This is a genomic window from Tenacibaculum sp. MEBiC06402, from assembly GCF_049239625.1.
In the GTDB taxonomy this organism is placed as follows: Bacteria; Bacteroidota; Bacteroidia; order Flavobacteriales; family Flavobacteriaceae; genus Polaribacter.
The window spans coordinates 82,180-103,470 of sequence record NZ_JBMKKT010000100.1 but is presented as its reverse complement, the minus strand read 5'-3'; the positions used below and the strand labels follow the sequence as shown (position 1 = coordinate 103,470).

Annotated in this window: 18 protein-coding genes; 13 read left to right on the top strand and 5 right to left on the bottom strand. The window is 33.4% G+C overall.

The genetic code is table 11. From position 1 onward, the window contains the following. Positions 1 to 85: 85 nt before the first annotated feature. On the top strand, positions 86 to 544 hold the full coding sequence (locus tag ACOSP6_RS12970; protein WP_422094334.1) for an Lrp/AsnC family transcriptional regulator: 459 nt from the start codon (positions 86 to 88) through the stop codon (positions 542 to 544). 45 nt (positions 545 to 589) lie between these two features. On the opposite strand, the gene ACOSP6_RS12965 is transcribed toward ACOSP6_RS12970, so the two are convergent. The 4 genes from ACOSP6_RS12965 to ACOSP6_RS12950 all read right to left on the bottom strand — a co-directional run bounded on the left by ACOSP6_RS12965 (position 590) and on the right by ACOSP6_RS12950 (position 7,250). Next, positions 590 to 2,917, bottom strand: a complete 2,328-nt coding sequence (locus ACOSP6_RS12965; RefSeq protein ID WP_422094333.1) for a sodium-translocating pyrophosphatase — start codon at positions 2,915 to 2,917, stop codon at positions 590 to 592. 110 nt (positions 2,918 to 3,027) lie between these two features. Continuing rightward, positions 3,028 to 3,555, bottom strand: coding sequence for an inorganic diphosphatase (locus ACOSP6_RS12960; protein WP_422094332.1), 528 nt, complete (start codon positions 3,553 to 3,555; stop codon positions 3,028 to 3,030). Positions 3,556 to 3,650: 95 nt separating this feature from the next. Further along, positions 3,651 to 6,188, bottom strand: a complete 2,538-nt coding sequence (locus ACOSP6_RS12955) for a DUF5686 family protein (protein WP_422094331.1) — start codon at positions 6,186 to 6,188, stop codon at positions 3,651 to 3,653. 81 nt (positions 6,189 to 6,269) lie between these two features. Further along, positions 6,270 to 7,250, bottom strand: coding sequence for a pyruvate dehydrogenase complex E1 component subunit beta (locus tag ACOSP6_RS12950; RefSeq protein ID WP_422094330.1), 981 nt, complete (start codon positions 7,248 to 7,250; stop codon positions 6,270 to 6,272). Between the two features lie 192 nt (positions 7,251 to 7,442). Here ACOSP6_RS12950 and ACOSP6_RS12945 point away from each other — a divergent pair, with 192 nt between their 5' ends. From ACOSP6_RS12945 to gldA, 11 genes are all read left to right on the top strand, one after another. Next, complete coding sequence (locus tag ACOSP6_RS12945) at positions 7,443 to 8,183, top strand: electron transfer flavoprotein subunit beta/FixA family protein (protein ID WP_422094329.1); 741 nt, start codon at positions 7,443 to 7,445, stop codon at positions 8,181 to 8,183. A gap of 70 nt (positions 8,184 to 8,253) precedes the next feature. Then, positions 8,254 to 9,207, top strand: a complete 954-nt coding sequence (locus tag ACOSP6_RS12940; RefSeq protein WP_422094328.1) for an electron transfer flavoprotein subunit alpha/FixB family protein — start codon at positions 8,254 to 8,256, stop codon at positions 9,205 to 9,207. A 148-nt stretch (positions 9,208 to 9,355) separates the two neighbouring features. Continuing rightward, entirely contained in the window at positions 9,356 to 9,961 is a 606-nt protein-coding gene (locus ACOSP6_RS12935; RefSeq protein ID WP_422094327.1) for a bifunctional nuclease domain-containing protein, read from the top strand. Between the two features lie 15 nt (positions 9,962 to 9,976). Beyond that, positions 9,977 to 11,698, top strand: coding sequence for a NupC/NupG family nucleoside CNT transporter (locus ACOSP6_RS12930; protein ID WP_422094326.1), 1,722 nt, complete (start codon positions 9,977 to 9,979; stop codon positions 11,696 to 11,698). A gap of 30 nt (positions 11,699 to 11,728) precedes the next feature. After that, entirely contained in the window at positions 11,729 to 12,088 is a 360-nt protein-coding gene (locus ACOSP6_RS12925; RefSeq protein WP_422094325.1) for a hypothetical protein, read from the top strand. A 331-nt stretch (positions 12,089 to 12,419) separates the two neighbouring features. Beyond that, a complete protein-coding gene (locus tag ACOSP6_RS12920) occupies positions 12,420 to 12,605 on the top strand; it encodes a hypothetical protein (RefSeq protein WP_422094324.1) in 186 nt (61 codons plus the stop codon). Positions 12,606 to 12,639: 34 nt separating this feature from the next. After that, positions 12,640 to 12,825: a hypothetical protein gene (locus ACOSP6_RS12915; RefSeq protein WP_422094323.1), complete on the top strand. Its 186-nt coding sequence runs from the start codon at positions 12,640 to 12,642 to the stop codon at positions 12,823 to 12,825. Positions 12,826 to 12,916: 91 nt separating this feature from the next. Beyond that, positions 12,917 to 13,741 (top strand): thymidylate synthase, encoded by an 825-nt coding sequence (locus ACOSP6_RS12910; RefSeq protein WP_422094322.1) that lies wholly within the window; start codon positions 12,917 to 12,919, stop codon positions 13,739 to 13,741. Positions 13,742 to 13,823: 82 nt separating this feature from the next. After that, positions 13,824 to 14,006 (top strand): hypothetical protein, encoded by a 183-nt coding sequence (locus tag ACOSP6_RS12905; RefSeq protein ID WP_422094321.1) that lies wholly within the window; start codon positions 13,824 to 13,826, stop codon positions 14,004 to 14,006. 16 nt (positions 14,007 to 14,022) lie between these two features. After that, positions 14,023 to 14,511 carry a dihydrofolate reductase gene (locus tag ACOSP6_RS12900; protein WP_422094320.1) on the top strand — a complete coding sequence of 163 codons (489 nt, stop codon included), beginning with the start codon at positions 14,023 to 14,025 and terminating at the stop codon, positions 14,509 to 14,511. Positions 14,512 to 14,585: 74 nt separating this feature from the next. Then, complete coding sequence (gene gldA, locus ACOSP6_RS12895) at positions 14,586 to 15,482, top strand: gliding motility-associated ABC transporter ATP-binding subunit GldA (protein WP_422094319.1); 897 nt, start codon at positions 14,586 to 14,588, stop codon at positions 15,480 to 15,482. 310 nt (positions 15,483 to 15,792) lie between these two features. Here the strand turns inward: gldA and dnaE are convergent, their stop codons facing one another. Then, complete coding sequence (dnaE, locus tag ACOSP6_RS12890) at positions 15,793 to 20,127, bottom strand: DNA polymerase III subunit alpha (RefSeq protein ID WP_422094318.1); 4,335 nt, start codon at positions 20,125 to 20,127, stop codon at positions 15,793 to 15,795. A gap of 128 nt (positions 20,128 to 20,255) precedes the next feature. Here dnaE and ACOSP6_RS12885 point away from each other — a divergent pair, with 128 nt between their 5' ends. Then, on the top strand, positions 20,256 to 21,260 hold the full coding sequence (locus ACOSP6_RS12885) for a TlpA family protein disulfide reductase (protein WP_422094317.1): 1,005 nt from the start codon (positions 20,256 to 20,258) through the stop codon (positions 21,258 to 21,260). Positions 21,261 to 21,291: the final 31 nt, after the last annotated feature.

Below are 21,291 nucleotides of genomic sequence, written 5' to 3'. Positions count from 1 at the left end.
TTTTTAATTCTACAAATACAATAAAACGTAATTTAAAATTCATTATTTATTAAAATATACCTAGCTTTATAGAAATATTTTCAATATGAAACTTGATAACACTGATAAAAAACTGATAAACCTGCTTCAGGAGGATAGTAAACGTACAAACAAGCAACTATCTTTATTACTAAATTTATCTGTTACTGCTGTATTTGAAAGAATCAAAAAATTAGAAAGAGCGGAAATAATTACCCGATATATCGCTCAAGTTGATCCTAAAAAAGTAGATAAATCCTTCATTGTATTTTGTCAAGTGAAGTTGATTCAACATTCTCGTGAATACTTATCCGTTTTTGAAAGTGAAATTTTGAAGTTAGATGAAGTTTCGGAATGTTTTCATATTAGTGGAGACTATGATTATGTTTTAAAGATATACGTAAAAGACATGGAAGAATATCGAGAATTTATGGTAAATAAGCTTACTACGATTAAACATATTGGTAGTACGCAAAGTTCCTTTATGATTGGAGAAGTTAAGAACACAGCAAAAATTAGTATATAAAAAAAGCCATTGCTTTCACAATGGCTTTCAAATATTATAGGAATCTTATTCGTGTTTTTCAATCTCTTTTTTTACTTCTTCATCTGTTCCTTTTACTTCTTTAACTTCTGTTTTAGTCTCTCCATTCTCAGTAGTTTTAACAGTGATTTTAGCCTTTACTTGATCTCCACCAGCGTCTTTCATTTCAACTCTGATTTCTTTAGCTTTCTTGTGTGTATTTGCAGAATGTCCGCCTAAAATTGGAGCAATTACTAAACCTACTAAACATGTTAACTTGATTAAAATATTCATTGATGGACCAGAAGTATCTTTAAACGGATCACCAACTGTATCTCCAGTTACCGCAGCCTTATGAGCATCAGAACCTTTAAATGTCATTTCTCCATTGATTTCAACTCCTGCTTCGAATGATTTTTTGGCATTATCCCAAGCACCACCAGCGTTATTCTGGAAAATCGCCCACATCACACCACTAACACATACACCAGCCATATAACCTCCTAGTGGTTCAGCTCCAAATAATAACCCAATAATAATTGGAGTAATTATGGTAATTAAACCTGGTAAAATCATTTCTTTTAATGCTGCCTTTGTAGAAATATCAACACACTTTGCGTAATCTGGCGTACCTGTTCCTTCCATAATTCCAGGAATTTCCTTGAACTGACGACGAACTTCCTGTACCATTTCCATAGCAGCTTTTCCTACAGATTCCATGGCTAATGCAGAGAAAATTACTGGAATCATACCTCCGACGAATAACATTGCTAAAACATTTGCTTTAAAAATGTTAATCCCATCAATTCCTGTAAACGTAACATAAGCAGCAAATAAAGCTAATGCTGTTAATGCTGCAGAAGCAATTGCAAACCCTTTTCCAACAGCTGCAGTCGTATTTCCTACAGAATCTAAAATATCTGTTCTTTCACGAACATGATCTTCTAATTCACTCATTTCTGCAACTCCACCTGCGTTATCTGCAATCGGTCCGAAAGCATCAATTGCCAATTGCATTGCTGTAGTAGCCATCATCGCAGAAGCTGCTAATGCTACACCATAAAATCCAGCTAATGCATACGAACCATATATAGCCGCTGCGAATAAAATCACAGACAAGAAAGTAGATTTCATTCCTACAGCTAAACCAGCAATAATGTTTGTTGCCGCTCCTGTAGAACTATTTTTTACTATATCTAATACTGGTTTTTTACCAAGACTTGTATAGTAAGCCGTTACTGTTGAAATTAATGCTCCAACTGCTAAACCTATCATACAAGCGTAAAACACATGACGCGAAGGAACTGCTTTTAAACCTTCACCGAAATAATTCATTTGTAAAGTTTCTGGTAACATCCAACGGATTAAAAACCAACTCGCTACTAAAGTAATTACTATTGATGCCCAGTTACCTAAATCTAATGCTTTTTGAACCTCAGGTTCTTTAGCTGTATTATCTTTAATTTTCACTAAAAATGTTCCAATGATAGAAGCTACAATTCCAACTCCCGCAATTACTAATGGTAATAAAATTGGTCCCATTCCATTAAAAGCATCTGTAAACTGAGTTGTAGCAGACATATCTCTAATTAAATAGTTTCCTAAAACCATTGCAGCTAAAACAGTAGCTACATAACTTCCAAATAAATCCGCTCCCATTCCTGCAACATCACCAACATTATCACCAACATTATCAGCAATTGTAGCTGGGTTTCTTGGATCATCTTCAGGTATTCCTGCTTCAACTTTACCAACTAAATCAGCCCCAACATCAGCCGCTTTTGTATAAATACCTCCACCAACTCTAGCAAATAAAGCAATACTTTCAGCTCCTAATGAAAAACCAGCTAACGCCTCTAAAGCAACTGTCATTTCATTATAAAAACTTCCTTCTCCAGTTACGAACATTGAAACAAAAAGTAAAAAGAAAAGACTCAATCCTAAAACTGCCAAACCAGCTACTCCAAGCCCCATTACAGTTCCTCCACCAAAAGAAACCTGTAAAGCCTTAGGCAAACTTGTTTTAGCCGCTTCTGTAGTACGAGCATTTGCATCTGTTGCTATTCTCATACCAATATTACCAGCTAAAGCAGAAAAAATTGCTCCAATGATAAAAGCAATTACAATGATCCAGTGTGTTGTATCAACAATTTGAGATATAACGAATAGTGCTACCGAAGCTATTATTGAAAATATTAAAAGGAGCCTATATTCTGCATTTAAAAATGCTAAAGCTCCTTCTTTAATACTTTTTGAAATTGATTTCATTTTTTCATCTCCTGCATCTTGCTTTTTTACCCAAGACATTTTGATGAACATAAAAATCAATCCTAAAACAGCCAATATTATTGGCAAAAACACCATGTTTGATTCCATAATTTATAATTATTTGATTAGTTTGTTGCCCTAAATATAACAAAATCATCTTCTAAACAAAAAAAGCTCATTACTTATGTAATGAGCTTGAATATATTATAATTGGAATCTTAGATTTTAAAGCTTCCTTTTTCTTTGTGTTCACTTTCTTCGTAACGAGCGATACACTTATCTAAAATGTCGTAAGCTTCGTCTGCATCACCCCATCCACCAACATCAACTTTTTTCTTTTCTAAATCTTTATATACTTGGAAAAAGTGAGTAATTTCTTCTTTACGGTGTGGGTTTAAATCTGATAAATCGTTGTACTTGTTCCAAATTGGATCAGAAACTGGTACACATACAATTTTTTCATCTGGTCCTTTTTCGTCTGCCATATGGAAAACACCAATTGGTTTTACTTCCATAACACACATTGGAAAAGTAGGTTCTGCTCCTAATACTAATACATCTAAAGGATCTCCGTCTAATGCTAAAGTTTCAGGGATGAAACCATAATCTCCAGGATACATCATTGAAGAAAATAACATTCTATCAAAACGAATCTTCTTTAAATCAAAATCGTATTCGTATTTATTTCTACTTCCTTTAGGTATTTCTATTAATACATCAACAGTTTGCTTCTCTTTTGCTGTCATAATTTTTACTTCGTTTCAAAAATCGGATTGCAAAAATACTGATAAATTAGAGTTTACACACAAACTTTAAGAGTTATTTTTTGGTTAAATTAAGATTAAAGTCCTGGTTTAATACCAATTCGGATGGCAAACTTTGGAGTTGGGACAGCAATACTATTTGCTGGCGCATTGTAATCACTTCTCCAAATAGCATCAACTCTTAAAAAACGTAAGTTTCCATACCCAATATTTTCAAATCCGAAACCGTATTCATAATACACTTTATTTGGAGCGTTATATGGAATGTTTTGAATACCTGAACTATTAACGACACCGTCATTTAAAGCTCTATTTTCGTCAGAAACGGTTCCATAAGCAGCACGGAAAGTTAATAAACTCCTTAAGTTTAATTTTCTAACCAAAGGAATTCTATTTAAAATAAATCCATTAAAATGATGCTCTAAGTGAGTAGATACATAAGCGTCAGTTACAAAATCATAAAAGTTCAATAATGAAAAAGTATTTGGTACGAGCGAGAAAGATTGATTTGCTGGAATGACATTCATTAATGAAACCGGAACTTCTCCAAAGGTTTTCCCTCCTTCAACTGTAGTATCCAACAACCCAAATTTCCCTAGTAAAATAGGTTGGTTGTATTTTATTTGAATTCTATCGTAATCGTGAGTACCATTTAAAACTCCTTTATAACCATGACGATAATTAACAACAATCGTTGGAAACACATTTCTACCATAACGCTGTTCTACTCCCAAACCGTAAACAAACCTTCCAGGAGTGAATGATATATACATATCTGAGGCGACATCAGTAACAGAAGAAACAAAATTTGCATCTCCTGGATTTTGTCGATAACTTACCGAGAAGTTTTCTGGGCTTGCTGAGCTAATTCTGGAATGAGATAAATTAAACCCAATTCTAAAATTATTATTTATAGCGTAGTCAAAATTTGTTGCATACTTTTCTACATTAGATAAGAAGAAGTTGTTTCCTCTTGAGAATAACGCAGTAGAACCAAATGTATTTCCTAATAACTGAGTTGTATTGAAAAGTGAACTTCCTAATTGCTCAACATCCTTTTGATAAGCCGCACTAACAGCTATTCTAGGTTGATAAGACAATAAATACTTTGCCTCCAAACCGTATTTGAATTCTTTATCTTTAAAACCATACGCCAAATGACCCGCCAATCTAAAACGGTCGTCTTTGGTTTTGAAAGTTCTAAAACCTATTCTAGTTCTTAATCCCTCAACTTCGTTATTCGCAAGAGCAGTCCAAAAAGGCCCAAACTGAATATTTAAAGCATCTATATTAATGTAACCACTTGAAATGGTATTGATAAAACCAGTGATTTTTTTAATACGTTTCTTACTCTTAACTGAAGTAATAAGTTTATAAGTATCCTCGTTATCTTCTTTTTGTTCTTTTTCCCAATATTCTGCTGATTTGTAGTATTGATCTGGACGAATTTTTTGAGTTTCAAAATCATAAAATTCCTCAGACTTTGGTTTATCTAACAAATAATCTTCGTAATTGATTGTCTTTTTTATCGTTAAACCTTTATTAGCATCATTTTTATCTAAGAAAGTGAAATCCCCTTCATAGGCATTTCTTGTAGGAATATAAATACTATCATTTCGTACTTCAAACTCTTTTTCGAAAGTTAAACCTCTTACAAAATTTAGATTTGCCCCTTTGACGACTTCCATTCGAAGTTTCTTAATGGTAAAATCTTTATCCGCTACCCAAAAATTTCCTTTAAAAGCTAAATCTTGATCGCGAATTGGGAAGAAATAAATATTGTAGAGTTTCTTATCATTCTTTACAATACTATCATATAATACGTAATCATAGGTTGCAAATCCATCCGTAGATAACGGACTAACAAAAGATTTACGTAAAAGAGTAATATTATTTCTAAACACATCAATGTTTTGAAATGTCATGGACATTCGGTCGAAAACAAAACCTTGTGCACCTAACCCCTCAGCCTTTTCAGCAACGATATCTTCTCGAACTTTACTCGATTTATTATTCCCGTATACTTTAGATATTTGCTCACTTAAATAAATAGGGATGTAATAGTTAATTCCATCACTATCATATTTAATTTCACTTATCGCTTGTTTATATTGATCTTTGAATATACCTTTAATAAATGCGGTATCTAAGTTATTAAGACCAATCTCTATGGTTTTATGCTTTTTAAATTGATAATGATTTACCAAATCGACTCCATTCCTTCTTTTTCGTTTCCAAATTTCTTTTAAAATTCGATAAGCTGGATTTTCTTTTTTCTTAAGTCTTTTCTTTGGTTTAGTTACAACAATTACTTCCTCTAAAACATCGGTACCTTCTTTTAACACAATATTTAGATACTTTGTCTTTCTCGTAACCTTTATACTTTGTGTTTGAAAACCTACAAAAGAAATTTCTAAAACACCTCTGTTCTTTTTTGTTCTAAATGCAAATCTTCCTTCATCATCGGTAGTAGTTCCTTGTGTAGTTCCTTTAATAATAACGTTTACAAAAGGTAAGGGATTGTCATACTCATCAACTACCGTTCCCCTTAGTGTTAATTGCGCATTTAATAGTAAACTCGTAAAAAAGAGTAGCGCTGTTGTTTTTAATTTCATAGGTTTATTACTTCAAAAATCCTTTTAGTTAATGAACTAAAAGGATTTTCTACAATTATCATCTCTCTAATTATCAATATCTTACTTGATATACAACACCTCTTTTACTGCTTTCACTACATCTTTAGCGTTTGGCAACCATTTTTCTAATAAAACTGGTGAGTAAGGTGCTGGTGTATCAGCTGTTGTAATTCTTTTTATTGGTGCATCTAAATAATCAAATGCTTCATCTTGTACTCTAAACGTAATTTCTGAAGCAACACTTCCAAATGGCCATGCTTCTTCTAAAATTACCAATCTATTCGTCTTCTTAACTGACTCTAAAATTGTTTTATGATCCATTGGACGAACAGTTCTTAAATCAATAACCTCAATTGAGATTCCCTCTTTTGCTAATTCGTCTGCTGCTTTGTATGCCTCTTTAATAATCTTCCCAAAAGAAACAACTGTTACATCAGTTCCTTCTCTTTTAATATCTGCAACACCAATAGGTAAAACGTATTCCCCTTCCGGAATCTCCATCTTATCACCATACATTTGCTCAGACTCCATAAAAATAACCGGATCATCATCTCTAATAGCAGCTTTCAATAAACCTTTCGCATCATATGGATTAGATGGAACGATAACTTTTAAACCAGGACAGTTTGCATACCAACTTTCAAATGCTTGAGAGTGTGTAGCTGCTAATTGACCTGCAGACGCCGTTGGCCCTCTGAATACGATTGGACAATTAAACTGTCCCCCACTCATTTGGCGAATCTTAGCAGCGTTGTTTATAATTTGATCAATACCAACTAACGAGAAGTTAAATGTCATATATTCTACAATAGGTCTGTTTCCATTCATTGCAGATCCTACAGCAATTCCACCGAAACCAAGTTCTGCAATTGGTGTATCAATAACACGTTTAGCTCCAAATTCATCTAACATTCCTTTACTAGCTTTGTATGCTCCATTATACTCAGCTACCTCTTCTCCCATTAGATAAATACTTTCATCACGACGCATCTCTTCACTCATTGCTTCGCAAATAGCTTCTCTAAATTGTACTGTTTTCATATGTATTTTATTCTAGTAGTTGTTTATTTAATTTGCAAAAGTAAAAAAATTACTATTAACGAAATTAACAGAATGTTAAAATCATATGTTTTTCGCATATTTTTATTCATAAATTTATTATGCATGCATAATAAATCAAAAAAAATGCTTAAATTCGTGGCTCGAAATTAAGTGTTTTTAAAACAAACCTATATGAAAATATTAGTATGTATCAGTCATGTACCTGATACCACTTCAAAAATCAATTTTACTGAAAACGACACTAAGTTTGATACTAATGGTGTTCAATTTGTAATAAATCCGTACGATGAGTTTAGTTTAACTCGTGCGATGTGGTTTAAAGAAAAGCAAGGTGCCTCTGTAACAGTTGTTAATGTAGGAGGAGCAGAAACTGAGCCAACATTAAGAAAAGCCTTAGCAATTGGAGCTGATGATGCTATTCGTGTAAATGCGGAACCAACCGATGGTTTCTTAGTTGCTAAAGAATTAGCTGAAGTTGTAAAAACTGGCGGTTATGATTTAGTATTAGCAGGAAAAGAGTCTGCTGATTATAATGGCCAAATGGTTCCAGGAATGTTAGCTTCGTTATTAGAGTACAATTTTGTGAATGGTTGTGTTGGAATAGAAGTTGACGGAACAAATGCAACTTTGGAAAGAGAAATTGACGGTGGAGAAGAAAAAGTTTCATCTACTTTACCAATGGTTGTTGCTGGTCAGAAAGGTATTGTTGAAGAAAAAGACCTTAGAATTCCCAACATGAGAGGAATTATGATGGCTCGTAAAAAGCCTTTAAATGTAGTTGAAGCTTCTGGAGCTAATGCATCAACTAACACCAAAACATTTGAGAAACCAGCACCAAAAGGTGATGTAAAATTAGTAGATAATGTTGATGAGTTAATCAACTTATTACACAACGAAGCAAAAGCAATTTAAATTTAAAATCAAAACATTTTAGTGGGTGCGTTTAATCACCATCCACTAAAATTCTAAAAAAATTAAGAGTATGTCTGTATTAGTTTTTGCCGATTCATCGGAAGGAAAATTTAAAAAAACAGCTTTTGAAGTTGTTTCATACGGAAAAAAAGTAGCAGAGTCATTAGGAACTAATGTTGTTGCTTTAACTATAAATGGTGGAGATGCATCTGAATTATATACTTACGGTGCAGAAAAAGTAGTAGAAGTAAAGAATGATTTAAGTTCATTCAACGCAAAAGCTTATGCTGCTATCATCAAGCAAGCTAGTGAAGCTCAAGGAGCTGATACTGTAATCATTGATTCAAGTGTAGATGGATTAACTGTTGCTCCTTTAGTAGCTGTTGGTCTAGAGGCAGGTTATGCTTCAAACGTAGTAGCTTTACCAAGCAGTACTAGTCCGTTTGTTGTAAAACGTAAAGCTTTTTCTAACAAAGGATTTAATAACACTGAAATCTCTACAGCGAAAAGAGTAATCGGGGTAGCTAAAAACTCTTTCGGAGCTCATGAAAATGCTGTTTCAGGAACTGCTGAAAGCTTTGACGCTTCATTACCAGAATTAGGAGTTTCTTCAGTTTCTATCGATAAAGCTTCAGGAACAGTAACTATTGCTGATGCTGACGTAGTGGTTTCTGCTGGTCGTGGATTAAAAGGTCCTGAAAACTGGGGAATGGTAGAAGAGTTAGCTGATGTTTTAGGTGCTGCAACTGCTTGTTCTAAACCAGTATCTGATTTAGGATGGAGACCTCATAGTGAGCACGTTGGACAAACAGGAAAACCAGTTGCGTCTAATTTATATATCGCAATCGGAATTTCTGGAGCAATCCAGCATTTAGCAGGTGTAAATGCCTCTAAAGTAAAAGTGGTTATTAACAATGATCCAGAAGCACCTTTCTTTAAAGCTGCAGATTATGGTATCGTTGGTGACGCCTTTGAAGTTGTACCTCAACTAATCGAAAAATTAAAAGCTTTCAAACAAGCTTAGAAAGTTAAATATATTTAGAAACCTCAAAAGATTTTATTCTTTTGAGGTTTTTTATTCTAAAGACTTTCCATACCCATATTTTTTATTAAATTGTGGCACGCTAAAAGCAGTCCAAAAGAGGCCGCTTTTTTTGTAGGAAGATAGATACATGAGCTTAGTAAGATTAACTATTAAAGGAATTTCATATAGTCAAACACAGAGCGGTGCATATGCACTTGTTCTTAGTGAAATGGATGGAACTCGTACATTACCGATAATTATCGGTGCTTTTGAAGCACAATCTATAGCAATCGCCTTAGAAAAAGAAATTCGACCTCCTAGACCTTTGACACACGATTTATTCAAAACATTTGCTGAACAATTCCAAATTCAACTAAAACAAATAATTATTCATAAATTAGTTGATGGTGTTTTCTTTTCAAGTTTAATTTGTGAAAGAGATGGTATTGAAGAGTCAATAGATGCTAGAACCTCTGATGCAATTGCTTTAGCAGTTCGTTTTCAAACACCAATTTTTACATATGAAAACATCTTAGATAAGGCTGGTATCTACTTAAAAGCTGAAGAAAAATTCAGCGAAGAAGATGAGGAGTTAGAGAAAATTGAATTAATTCCTGACATGGATTCTTCTGAGGATGATGATTTTTCAATCTTTTCTACTAGTGAACTTGAAACAAAACTACACGAAGCTGTTAATAATGAAGACTATGAATTAGCAGCCAAAATTAGAGATGAAATAGACAAACGCTCTTAAATCTGCGTAAAAAACATGAAAAAATTCTTTTCGATACTACTTATAATTTTTTCAATAGTAGTAAATGCTCAATCTATTGAAAAAAACTGGAATTTCTCTTCTATTGAAAACATCAATAAAGAAAGTATATTACAAATAAATAAAGGTGACTATTTTAAACTAGAAAAAGGTAAGTTTTCATACTTTCTTGAAGGCAAGGACAGTTTATATGCCTATGGAAATTACATCTCTCAAAATAATTTACTGATATTTAATTATACGAAACCAAAAGACACAGTGCGTTACTACAATATTGTCAACCTGACTGATGATCAACTATCAATATCCGAAGGAGACACCACGTATAATTTTATTGACAATTCAACTTCAACTGCTTCTAGTAGCGAAGAAATAAAAGAAGAAACTGTTAAACCAAATGAGATTATCGAAAGTCAAGGTTTTACATTTCAAAGTTTCTACCGAGGAGTTCTTGGCATGATTGTGTTATTAATTATAGCATTTTTATTTAGTTCAAACCGAAAAGATATCGATTGGAAAACTGTAGGATTAGGATTATCTTTTCAACTAATAATTGCCATTGGTGTTTTAAAAGTACCATTTGTACAAAAGGTATTTGAATTTGTAGGTGCTATTTTCGTTAAGGTACTTGATTTCACCAGAGCTGGTAGTGAATTCTTATTTTCTGGCTTGGTTTCAGACATGAGTTCTTTTGGGTTTATCTTCGCCTTCCAAGTATTACCTACGATTATTTTCTTCTCAGCATTAACATCATTGCTGTTTTATCTTGGTGTAATTCAGTGGGTAGTGAAAGGATTGGCTTGGTTACTTTCTAAAGTTTTAAAAATATCAGGAGCAGAAAGTTTATCAGTAGCAGGTAATATTTTCTTAGGACAAACCGAAGCTCCATTGTTAATCAAAGCGTATTTAGAAAAAATGAATCGCTCTGAAATACTTCTGGTAATGATAGGTGGAATGGCAACCGTTGCTGGTGCTGTTTTAGCAGCTTATATTGGTTTCCTAGGAGGTGATGATGAAGCTTTACGTTTACTATATGCAAAACATTTATTAGCTGCTTCAGTAATGGCAGCTCCAGGAGCAATTATTATCTCAAAAATATTATACCCTCAAACAGAAGAAGTAAATACAGATGTTAAAGTTTCTTCTGAAAAAATAGGTTCCAATATTTTAGATGCCATTGCAAATGGAACAACAGAAGGATTACAATTGGCAATGAATGTTGCAGCAATGCTACTAGTATTCATTGCTTTCATCGCTATGTTAAATTATGGTTTGTTTCTTGTAGGTGGTATAACAGGATTAAACGAATGGATAGCCGGAAACACATCATACGAAAACTTTTCTCTTGAATTTATTTTAGGATATATCTTTGCTCCGTTAATGTGGTTAATAGGTGTCGCTAGTGAAGACACAGCATTAATGGGACAATTATTAGGAATTAAACTTGCTGCAAGTGAGTTTGTTGGATACATACAATTAGCGGAACTAAAAAATGTTGCTAGTGCTACACACTTAACATATAATAAATCCGTTATTATGGCTACCTACATGTTATGTGGGTTCGCAAATTTTGCCTCAATTGGTATTCAAATCGGAGGAATTGGTTCTTTAGCTCCTGGCCAAAGAAAAACCTTATCGGAATTCGGTATGAAAGCTTTAATTGGCGGTACAATTGCCTCTTTAATGTCAGCTACAATAGCTGGTATGATTATAGGATAGAATATATAGAAACACAAAACCCCCAATATTGTGGAATCACTGATCATTATAACTTTGATTGGATTTACTGTCATCTTCGTATATGACATACTAGGATCCTTATTGTCTAGATTTTTAGGATTTGAATATGTGTGGTGGGCATTCGGTTCTTTTATTATTTACGGCGTTTTTAGTTTATATATTTATAGAGAAAACAGTCTTCTCTCGGCATTGTCTTCTGTATTTTTATTAGGTGTATTCGATGCAACTATTGGACTATTAATTGCGGATAAACTAAAAGCCACCATTAGAGAAGAAGACAAAGAAGTTGTTAAAATAACTTTTTCATTGATCTTTCAAATGGGATTAATTGCCTTAGTTATGGGGTTGATTGCTATTCTTTTGTTCTAATAGAAAACTCCTTTATAAATCCTACTGTTATCTATATGTCTGTGATTAAATTTTAATCAGATACAATTTGTATTGGTTTTTTTGATATATTTATATCACCTCGAAAAACCAATAAAATGAAAAATCATAACCACTATCTGAACACTTTTCTGTGTTTTTGTTACTCTGAAAAAACAAAAAAAGAAAAAACCATTGGACTAAGTATTTCTCATGAATAGAACTGCTTTTTTCTAGGTACTTTCACACATTATACAACCATTGTAATTTATTTTATTAACCTGGATGAGATTGTCTTTTAATTTTCAATCTTATCATATACATCAACCCATTTATGAAAAATCTAAAAAACTTAAACGGATTTAAAATTCTTTCAAAAAAAGAAAAAAGTGAAATTAACGGAGCAATATCGAGACCTTATTGTAAAGGAAATAACCAATGTTGCGTTCGTGTAAGCCCAACTTTCGAATTCTGTGACTATGGATACTGCCAAGGATTCGGTCAGTGCATTTGGGCATAAAAAGAGAATTAATCAACCAAAATAAATCTTTAACATGAAAAATCTAAAAAACTTAAATGGATTTAAAGTTCTTTCTAAAAAAGAACAAAGTGAAATTAACGGATCTCAGGTTTACAGACCTTATTGCAAAGGAAATAATCAATGTTGTGTAAGAGTTAATGGCTTTGAGTTCTGTGACTACGGATATTGTCAAGGATTCGGTCAATGCATTTGGGCATAGTTTTCCGTTAATAACTTGCTGAAAACAATTTTAAAAGCATCAACATATTTTGTTGGTGCTTTTTTATTTTTACCCAAAATTAAGACGAAACATGAAGCAGTATTTAGATTTAGTGAAACACGTTTTAGAAAACGGAAATGAAAAAGGTGATAGAACAGGAACTGGAACAAAAAGTGTTTTTGGATATCAGATGCGTTTTGATTTAAACCAAGGTTTTCCAATGGTAACGACCAAAAAGCTGCACTTAAAATCGATAATTTATGAACTTTTGTGGTTTATAAAAGGAGATACAAACGTGAAATACCTACAAGAAAATGGTGTACGTATTTGGAATGAATGGGCGGATGAGAATGGAGATTTAGGACCTGTTTACGGTCACCAATGGAGAAACTGGAATAGTGACGAGATTGATCAGTTAAAAGATGTGATTGAAACACTAAAAAACAATCCAAATAGCAGAAGAATGTTAGTTTCCGCTTGGAATCCTAGCGTTTTACCAGATACATCACAATCGTTTTCAGATAATGTTGCAAATGGTAAAGCTGCTTTACCTCCATGTCATGCTTTCTTTCAATTTTATGTAGCGGATGGAAAACTTTCTTGCCAATTGTACCAAAGAAGTGCTGATATCTTTTTAGGTGTACCTTTTAACATTGCCAGCTATGCCTTATTTACAATGATGGTGGCTCAGGTTTGTGGATACGAGCCTGGAGAATTCATTCATACATTTGGAGATGCACACATCTACAATAATCATATGGAGCAATTGGAACTGCAACTATCTAGAGATCCTAGGCCATTACCAACCATGAAAATAAATCCAGATATTAAAAATATTGAAGACTTTACTTTTGATGATTTCGAATTATTAAACTACAATCCACATCCTCATATTAAAGGTGTGGTAGCAGTTTAATTTTTTAACGTTCTTTTATTAAATTTAGGTTCTCAAATTTTCAAATTCTAACTAAATTAGTACTCAAACAACTATATTTAAAATGCTAGCAGAGATAGACACAATTAAAGAAGAGATATACGATATCGTAGCTGAAATCGATGATGAAAATGTTTTACTAGCGATTAAAACAATCATTAAAAACATTCATTCAAATTCTATTGAAGACGTTACTGATAAAAGAGATTTAACAGGATACATTAAAGAATGGGTCAAAAACATGTAACCCTCCTCCTATTTATATGATTACAATTATTGCCGCTATCGGTAAAAACAACGAGCTAGGTAAAAACAATGATTTAATTTGGCATTTACCTGCAGATTTAAAACGATTTAAGAAAGTTACTTCTGGTCATCATATATTAATGGGTAGAAATACATTTGAAAGTATTGGAAAACCGTTACCTAACAGAACTACTATAATTATTACTCGCAACGACAACTATTTTAAAGATGGTTGTTTAATTGCAAGTAGTATTGAAGAAGCAATTGAACTTGCTAAAAATGATGATGAGATTTTTATCATCGGAGGTGCTCAAGTTTACAAACAAGCTATCGAAAATAACTCAGTTCAAAAACTGGATATAACTATAGTTCATGAAAACTTTGACGCTGATGTTTTTTTTCCAGAAATAGATAAAACTATCTGGAAAGAAGTAGCTCGTGAAGATTTTACAGCTGACGAAAAAAATAAATACGATTATAGTTTCGTTACTTACGAAAGGAGATAAATAGAGTTTAACTTAAAAAAGATTCCTATTTACTGAAACAAGTTCAGTATCAAAAACAGGAATGACAATACTAAATGTCTATTCAACTTACATCAATTACAAAAACGTACGGTAAGCAAAAGGCTGTAAACAACATTTCCTTCTCTGCTAAAAAAGGAGAAATTGTAGGGTTTTTAGGACCTAACGGCGCAGGTAAATCAACTACCATGAAAATCCTAACAGGTTATATTCAACCTACAGAAGGAGAAGTTTTCGTAAATGATATTGATGTAATTTCAAACAGCATCGAAACACGAAAAAGTATTGGTTATCTACCAGAGCATAACCCGTTGTATTTGGATATGTATGTGAAAGAATATTTGCTATTTCATGCCGATATTCATAAGGTAGATAATAAACAAATTGCAGAAGTAATTAGTAAAGTTGGTTTAGATAAAGAAGCTCATAAAAAAATCAATCAACTTTCAAAAGGATATCGTCAACGTGTTGGTTTAGCAGCTGCAATTCTGCACAATCCAGAGGTGTTAATTTTAGATGAACCCACAACAGGATTAGATCCGAATCAATTAGTTGAAATACGTTCGTTAATTAAAGAATTAGGAAAAGATAAAACCGTATTGCTTTCTACACATATTATGCAGGAAGTTGAAGCTATTTGTGATCGTGTAATCATTATTAACAATGGTGAAATTGTCATCGACAAGAAGCTTTCAGAATTAAAAGATAGCAATCAACAAGTAATTAAGGTTGGGTTTGATTATAAAATTGAAGAGCAATTCTTACAGCGTTTAGCTAACATCTCAACTATTAAAAACAACTACGATAATTCTTGGACTTTAACCTTCGAGACTGAAGAAGATATGCGTCCGAAACTATTCGACTTTGCACAAGAACACGGTTTAAAAATCTTAGAATTAAACTCAGAAAACAAAAATTTAGAGACCTTGTTTAGAGAGTTGACAGCTAATTAAGATTGTTATTAAATATTGCTTACTAAATTCTTATTCTAATAGCAATGAAAACAAACTACACTGAATGTCAGTTCGAGTGAAATTGATTAGAATGTAGTGGAAAACAATTTTGTATCGAGAACAGGTATTGAACTCACAAACACTTCTCGATACAAAGTTTAATCGCTACCGCTTTTAAACTTCACTCGAAGTGACATGTTGCTTGTAATGGAGAGATAGCATCACTTCATTCCATTTCTCCCGAAGTTTCGGGACGCAATGACGTATGCTTCCAGCTTTAGACTTTAGACTTTAGACTTTGTAAAGTAACTTAATTCAACTTATAATTAATATGCTGTTTGTCTAGTTCAGCTAAAAACTCGTTGGTGATTTTTATTTTAGTAGTTCTACTTGGAACGTCTAGTTCTAGTTTTTCTTCTACATCATAAATTACAAAACGTAAACCGTGCGAGCCGGAATTGGTAACAAATAAGTGTTGTAGATTTTTAATTGTATCTTCTTTTACATCACTCAATGGCATTTTAATGGTAATTTTCTTACACATTTTTTCCATGATGTCGTGTAGTAAATTGAATTCTGTAAAACCAACACGTGGATCTCCTTTTACTCCTTCTCTATTTACCCAACCAGGTTTTACAATGGTTTTGATGTATAAAAACGAATTAGGCACTAAGAAATGCTTGAACTTTAAATATTCCTCACCAAAAATTCGGAACTCAAAACTATCGTTATAATCCTCTATTGTAAATGCTGCCCAACCTTTTCCTGCTTTTGAAACTCTGTGTTGTACATCGGTTACAATTCCAGCAAAAGCCAATCCTAAGCCTTCATATTTTTGTAAATCTTTAAAATGACTTACAGATGCATTACAAAACTTTAATTCGTTTTTAAAATCGTCAAGAGGATGCGCAGAAATATACATTCCTACCATTTCCTTTTCTTTCGCTAACAACTCCATCGTTCCCCAAGTATCACATTCAGGAATTGTTGGTTCTGGTAGTTCTACATCACTGGCTTCACCAAATAAAGAAACCTGTGAAGAATTTAAGTTTTCTTGATACTTGTTCCCGAAACGAAGTGCACGCTCTAAAAAGGTTTGTCCTTTTTCATCTTGCACATAGTACTGTGCTCTGTGTGTATCTTTAAACGAATCAAATCCGCCTGCTAATACCAAACCTTCAAATGCTTTTTTATTCGCAACACGCAAATCCACGCGCTTTGCTACATCAAAAATCGACGTATAGTGACCATTTTCTTTACGTTCTTCAATAATTGCTTTTACAGCCGCACCTCCTACTCCTTTAATCGCAGCCATTCCAAAACGAACCGCTCCTTCTTTATTTACTGAAAATTTAGAGTACGATTCATTTACATCTGGACCTAATACTTCTAATCCCATTCGTTTACATTCCTCCATAAAGAATGACACCGATTTAATATCGTTCATGTTATTAGAAAGAACGGCAGCCATATATTCAGCAGGATAATGTGCTTTTAAATAAGCTGTTTGATAAGCAATCCAGGCATAACAAGTAGAGTGTGATTTGTTGAAGGCATAAGATGCGAATGCTTCCCAGTCTTTCCAAATTTTCTCTAAAGCTTTTTCATCATGTCCGTTTGCTTTTGCTTGCTCCACAAACTTCGGTTTCATTTTAGCAAGAACCGCAGCTTGCTTTTTACCCATTGCCTTACGAAGTACATCGGCCTCACCTTTGGTAAAATCTGCCAACTTTTGCGACAGCAACATTACTTGCTCCTGATATACCGTAATTCCGTAAGTTTCTGATAAGTATTCTTCCATCGCTGGAAGATCATATTGAATCTCCTCATCTCCATGTTTTCTTCGAATGAAGGAAGGAATGTATTCCAACGGTCCAGGACGATACAATGCATTCATTGCAATTAAATCGGCAAACACAGTTGGTTTTAGCTCGCGCATGTATTTTTGCATTCCAGGAGATTCGTATTGGAAAATACCCACAGTTTCTCCTCTTTGGAATAACGCATACGTTTCTTCGTCGTCGATTGGAAAATTCTCAGGATCTAAATCTACACCATGACGTGCTTTTACAATCTTCACCGTATCTTTAATAAGGGTTAATGTTTTTAACCCTAAGAAATCCATTTTTAGAAGTCCCGCACTTTCTACAACCGAGTTATCGAACTGAGTAACGTACATGTCGGAATCTTTAGCTACCGAAACAGGAACGAAATTGGTGATATCGTCTGGTGTAATAATAACACCACAAGCATGAATTCCGGTATTACGAACCGAACCTTCTAAAACAACTGCTTGATTAATCGTATTAGCCTCTAATCCTGCTCCTTCAGCAATCGAACGTAATTCGTTTACATTCTCTTTCTCTTCAGAACGTAAACCTGCAACTTTACCTTTACTTTTTTCATCTTCTCCGAAGATATTCTTCAGCTTAATCCCAGGAACCAGCTTTGCAATTCTATCGGCTTCAAATAAAGGTAAATCTAATACTCTGGCAGTATCACGTAATGACGATTTTGCCGCCATGGTACCGTAAGTAATAATTTGTGCTACCTGATTAGCTCCATACTTTTGGATTACATAATCCATCACTCTACCTCTACCCTCATCATCAAAGTCGATATCAATATCGGGCATCGATACACGCTCAGGATTTAAGAAACGCTCAAAAAGTAAATCGTACTTTATTGGATCGATATTGGTAATCCATAAACAATAAGCAACTACGGAACCTGCTGCTGAACCACGACCAGGACCAACCGAAACATCCATATTTCGAGCCTCACGAATAAAGTCTTCTACAATTAGGAAATATCCTGGATATCCAGTTTTTTCAATTACCTCAAGCTCAAAATCTAAACGTTCTCGAATACTATCGGTAATTTCACCATATCGCTTTTTAGCTCCTTCGTACGTTAAATGACGTAAGTAATTATTCTCTCCACGTTTTCCTCCATCTTCATCATCTTTTTTATCCTGGAATTCCTCAGGAATATCAAAAGCTGGTAATAATACGTCACGTGCTAGTGTAAAAGGTTCAACTTTATCAACAATCTCCTGAATATTACTAATCGCTTCTGGCAAATCAGCGAAAATCTTTTTCATCTCCTCAGAAGACTTGAAATAGTATTCATCGTTTGGTAAACCATAACGATATCCTCTACCTCTACCAATTGGTGTTGCTTGTTTTTCTCCGTCTTTTACACACAATAAAATATCGTGGGCATTGGCATCTTCTTTCTCTAGATAAAAAGTATTGTTGGTCGCAACAATTTTTATATCATGTTTCTTAGAAAATTCTAACAAAGTTTTATTCACTGCATCTTCATCTTCCTGACCATGACGCATGATTTCAATATATAAATCATCACCAAACTCTTCTTTCCACCATAGCAAAGCTTCTTCTGCCTGCTTTTCACCAACATTTAAAATCTTATTTGGAACTTCTCCGTATAAGTTTCCTGTTAAAACAATAATATCTTCCTTGTATTGCTTTACAACTTCTTTATCTATTCTTGGCACGTAATAGAATCCATCCACAAATGCTTTAGATGACATCTTAGCCAAGTTATGATAACCACGTTTATTTTTCGCTAATAAAACAACTTGATATCCGTTGTCTTTTTTAGTTTTATCAGTATGATCTTCACATATAAAAAATTCACAACCCACTATTGGTTTTAATGGATTCTCCCCTGATTTGTTATGATTTGCAACTGCTGAAGTAAAGTGAAAAGCAGCCATCATATTTCCAGTATCCGTTAAAGCAACTGCACTCATATTATCTTTTGCTGCGGCTTTAACCAAGGCGTTTATCTGAATGGTAGATTGTAATACCGAAAACTGAGAGTGATTATGAAGATGAGCAAACTGAACATCGGCTAACTTCGCTAAACCTTCAGCTGTAGATTGTGTAGTTGCTTCATCAGATTCGGCCGCTAAACGCTTTCTAATCTTATCACTTTCTGCTTTTAGGTTTAAGTGCTTTAGTCCGATTAACTGAATTGGCATCGGGTTATTCTCCGAATACTTAGCATAATAATCGTCTGCTACATCTAACTTTTCTAAAGGATAATGCTTTAAACGTAATAATTCTAAAAAACAACGAGTTGTTGCCTCCACATCGGCTGTTGCATTATGCGCTTCATTAAATCCTACACCAAATAAATGTTCGTGTAATTCTGTTAGGGTTGGTAACTTAAACTTTCCACCTCTACCACCTGGAATTTGACACATGGCAGCCGTTTCCTCGGTACAGGTATCTAAAACTGGTAAACTTTCTAAGTTATTTTCTACTCCTAATCGATAAAACTCACAGGCCATAATATTGACATCAAAGCCAACATTTTGACCGACTATAAACTTTGTTTTTGACAAAGCTTCATTGAATAATTCTAATCCTTCGCTAAGAGTAATTCCTTGTTCATTTGCTAAATCCGTAGAAATACCATGAATTCGTTCAGCATCAAAAGGAATATTAAAACCATCCGCCTGAATTAAGAAATCATTATGCTCAATTAAATTTCCCATTTCATCGTGTAACTGCCAAGCAATTTGTATTGCTCTTGGCCAGTTATCAGTATCTGTAATGGGTGCATTCCAGCTTTTTGGTAAACCCGTAGTTTCTGTATCAAATATTAAATACATTCAGCAAAAAAGTTGTTGTGATTTTTAAAGGAGTAAAGTTACGATTTATTCGCAACATGATAAATCATTTCATTTTTTACGATTCTTAATATTTTCTCTTATTTTTACTCAACCTAATTTTATATATAATGAAGAATGTAATGTATGTATTCTTAGCTATGTTAGTATTAACATCGTGTAAGAAAAATGATTTTGTAAGTTTCTCGGGGAAAATTGAGAACCCAAATGCTGATTCGATTGTAATTGCTAATGGTCAAAAAGGATATAAAAAAGTTATAAAGCTTGATGAAAATGGAACTTTTAAAGATACGTTGAAAGTTGACAATGGATTTTTCTCTTTGTTTGATGGAAAAAAATACGCTACTGTGTATTTTAGAAATGGAGATGAAATTATTATGAATACGGATGGAAAAGACTTTAATAAGTCTATGATTTTCTCGGGTAAAGGAGCTGCTGAAAGTAACTTTATGGTAAAAACAGCTTTAAATCAAATGGAGTTTAACAAAGGAGTTATGACCATGATTGAATTACCAAAAGCTGAGTTTGATGAAAAATTAAACGCCTATGTTTCTAGTTTTAGTAGTCGTTTAGAAAATAAGCTTTTAGATACTGCTTTTGTTTCTTTACAAAAAAACAATATCAAAGCATTAGAAAATCAAGTTAAAGCAATGCATGATGAGAAAATGTATATTAAAAACGAATTAGCAAAAGGAAAGGTTGCTCCTAAGTTTGTTGACTATGAAAAGCCAGATAGAGAAACTGTTTCTTTAGATGATTTAAAAGGAAAATATGTATACATTGATGTTTGGGCAACTTGGTGTAATCCTTGTTTAGCTGAAATTCCAGCATTACAAAAACTTGAAAAAGATTATCATGACAAAAACATTCAATTCGTAAGTATTTCTATTGATAAAAGAGATGATTATTTCACTTGGACTGATATGGTTGAAGAAAAAGATTTAGGCGGAATTCAATTGTATGCCAATGAAGATAAAAGTTTTTCTCAAGCATACAGAATTAGCTCTATTCCGCGTTTTATTTTAATTGATCCAGACGGAAACATTGTAAGCGCTGATGCTCCTAGACCATCGGATCCTAAACTTGTAGAATTATTTAATTCATTAGAAATATAAGTTTTCGGACTATTTTTAAAATATCACAAAA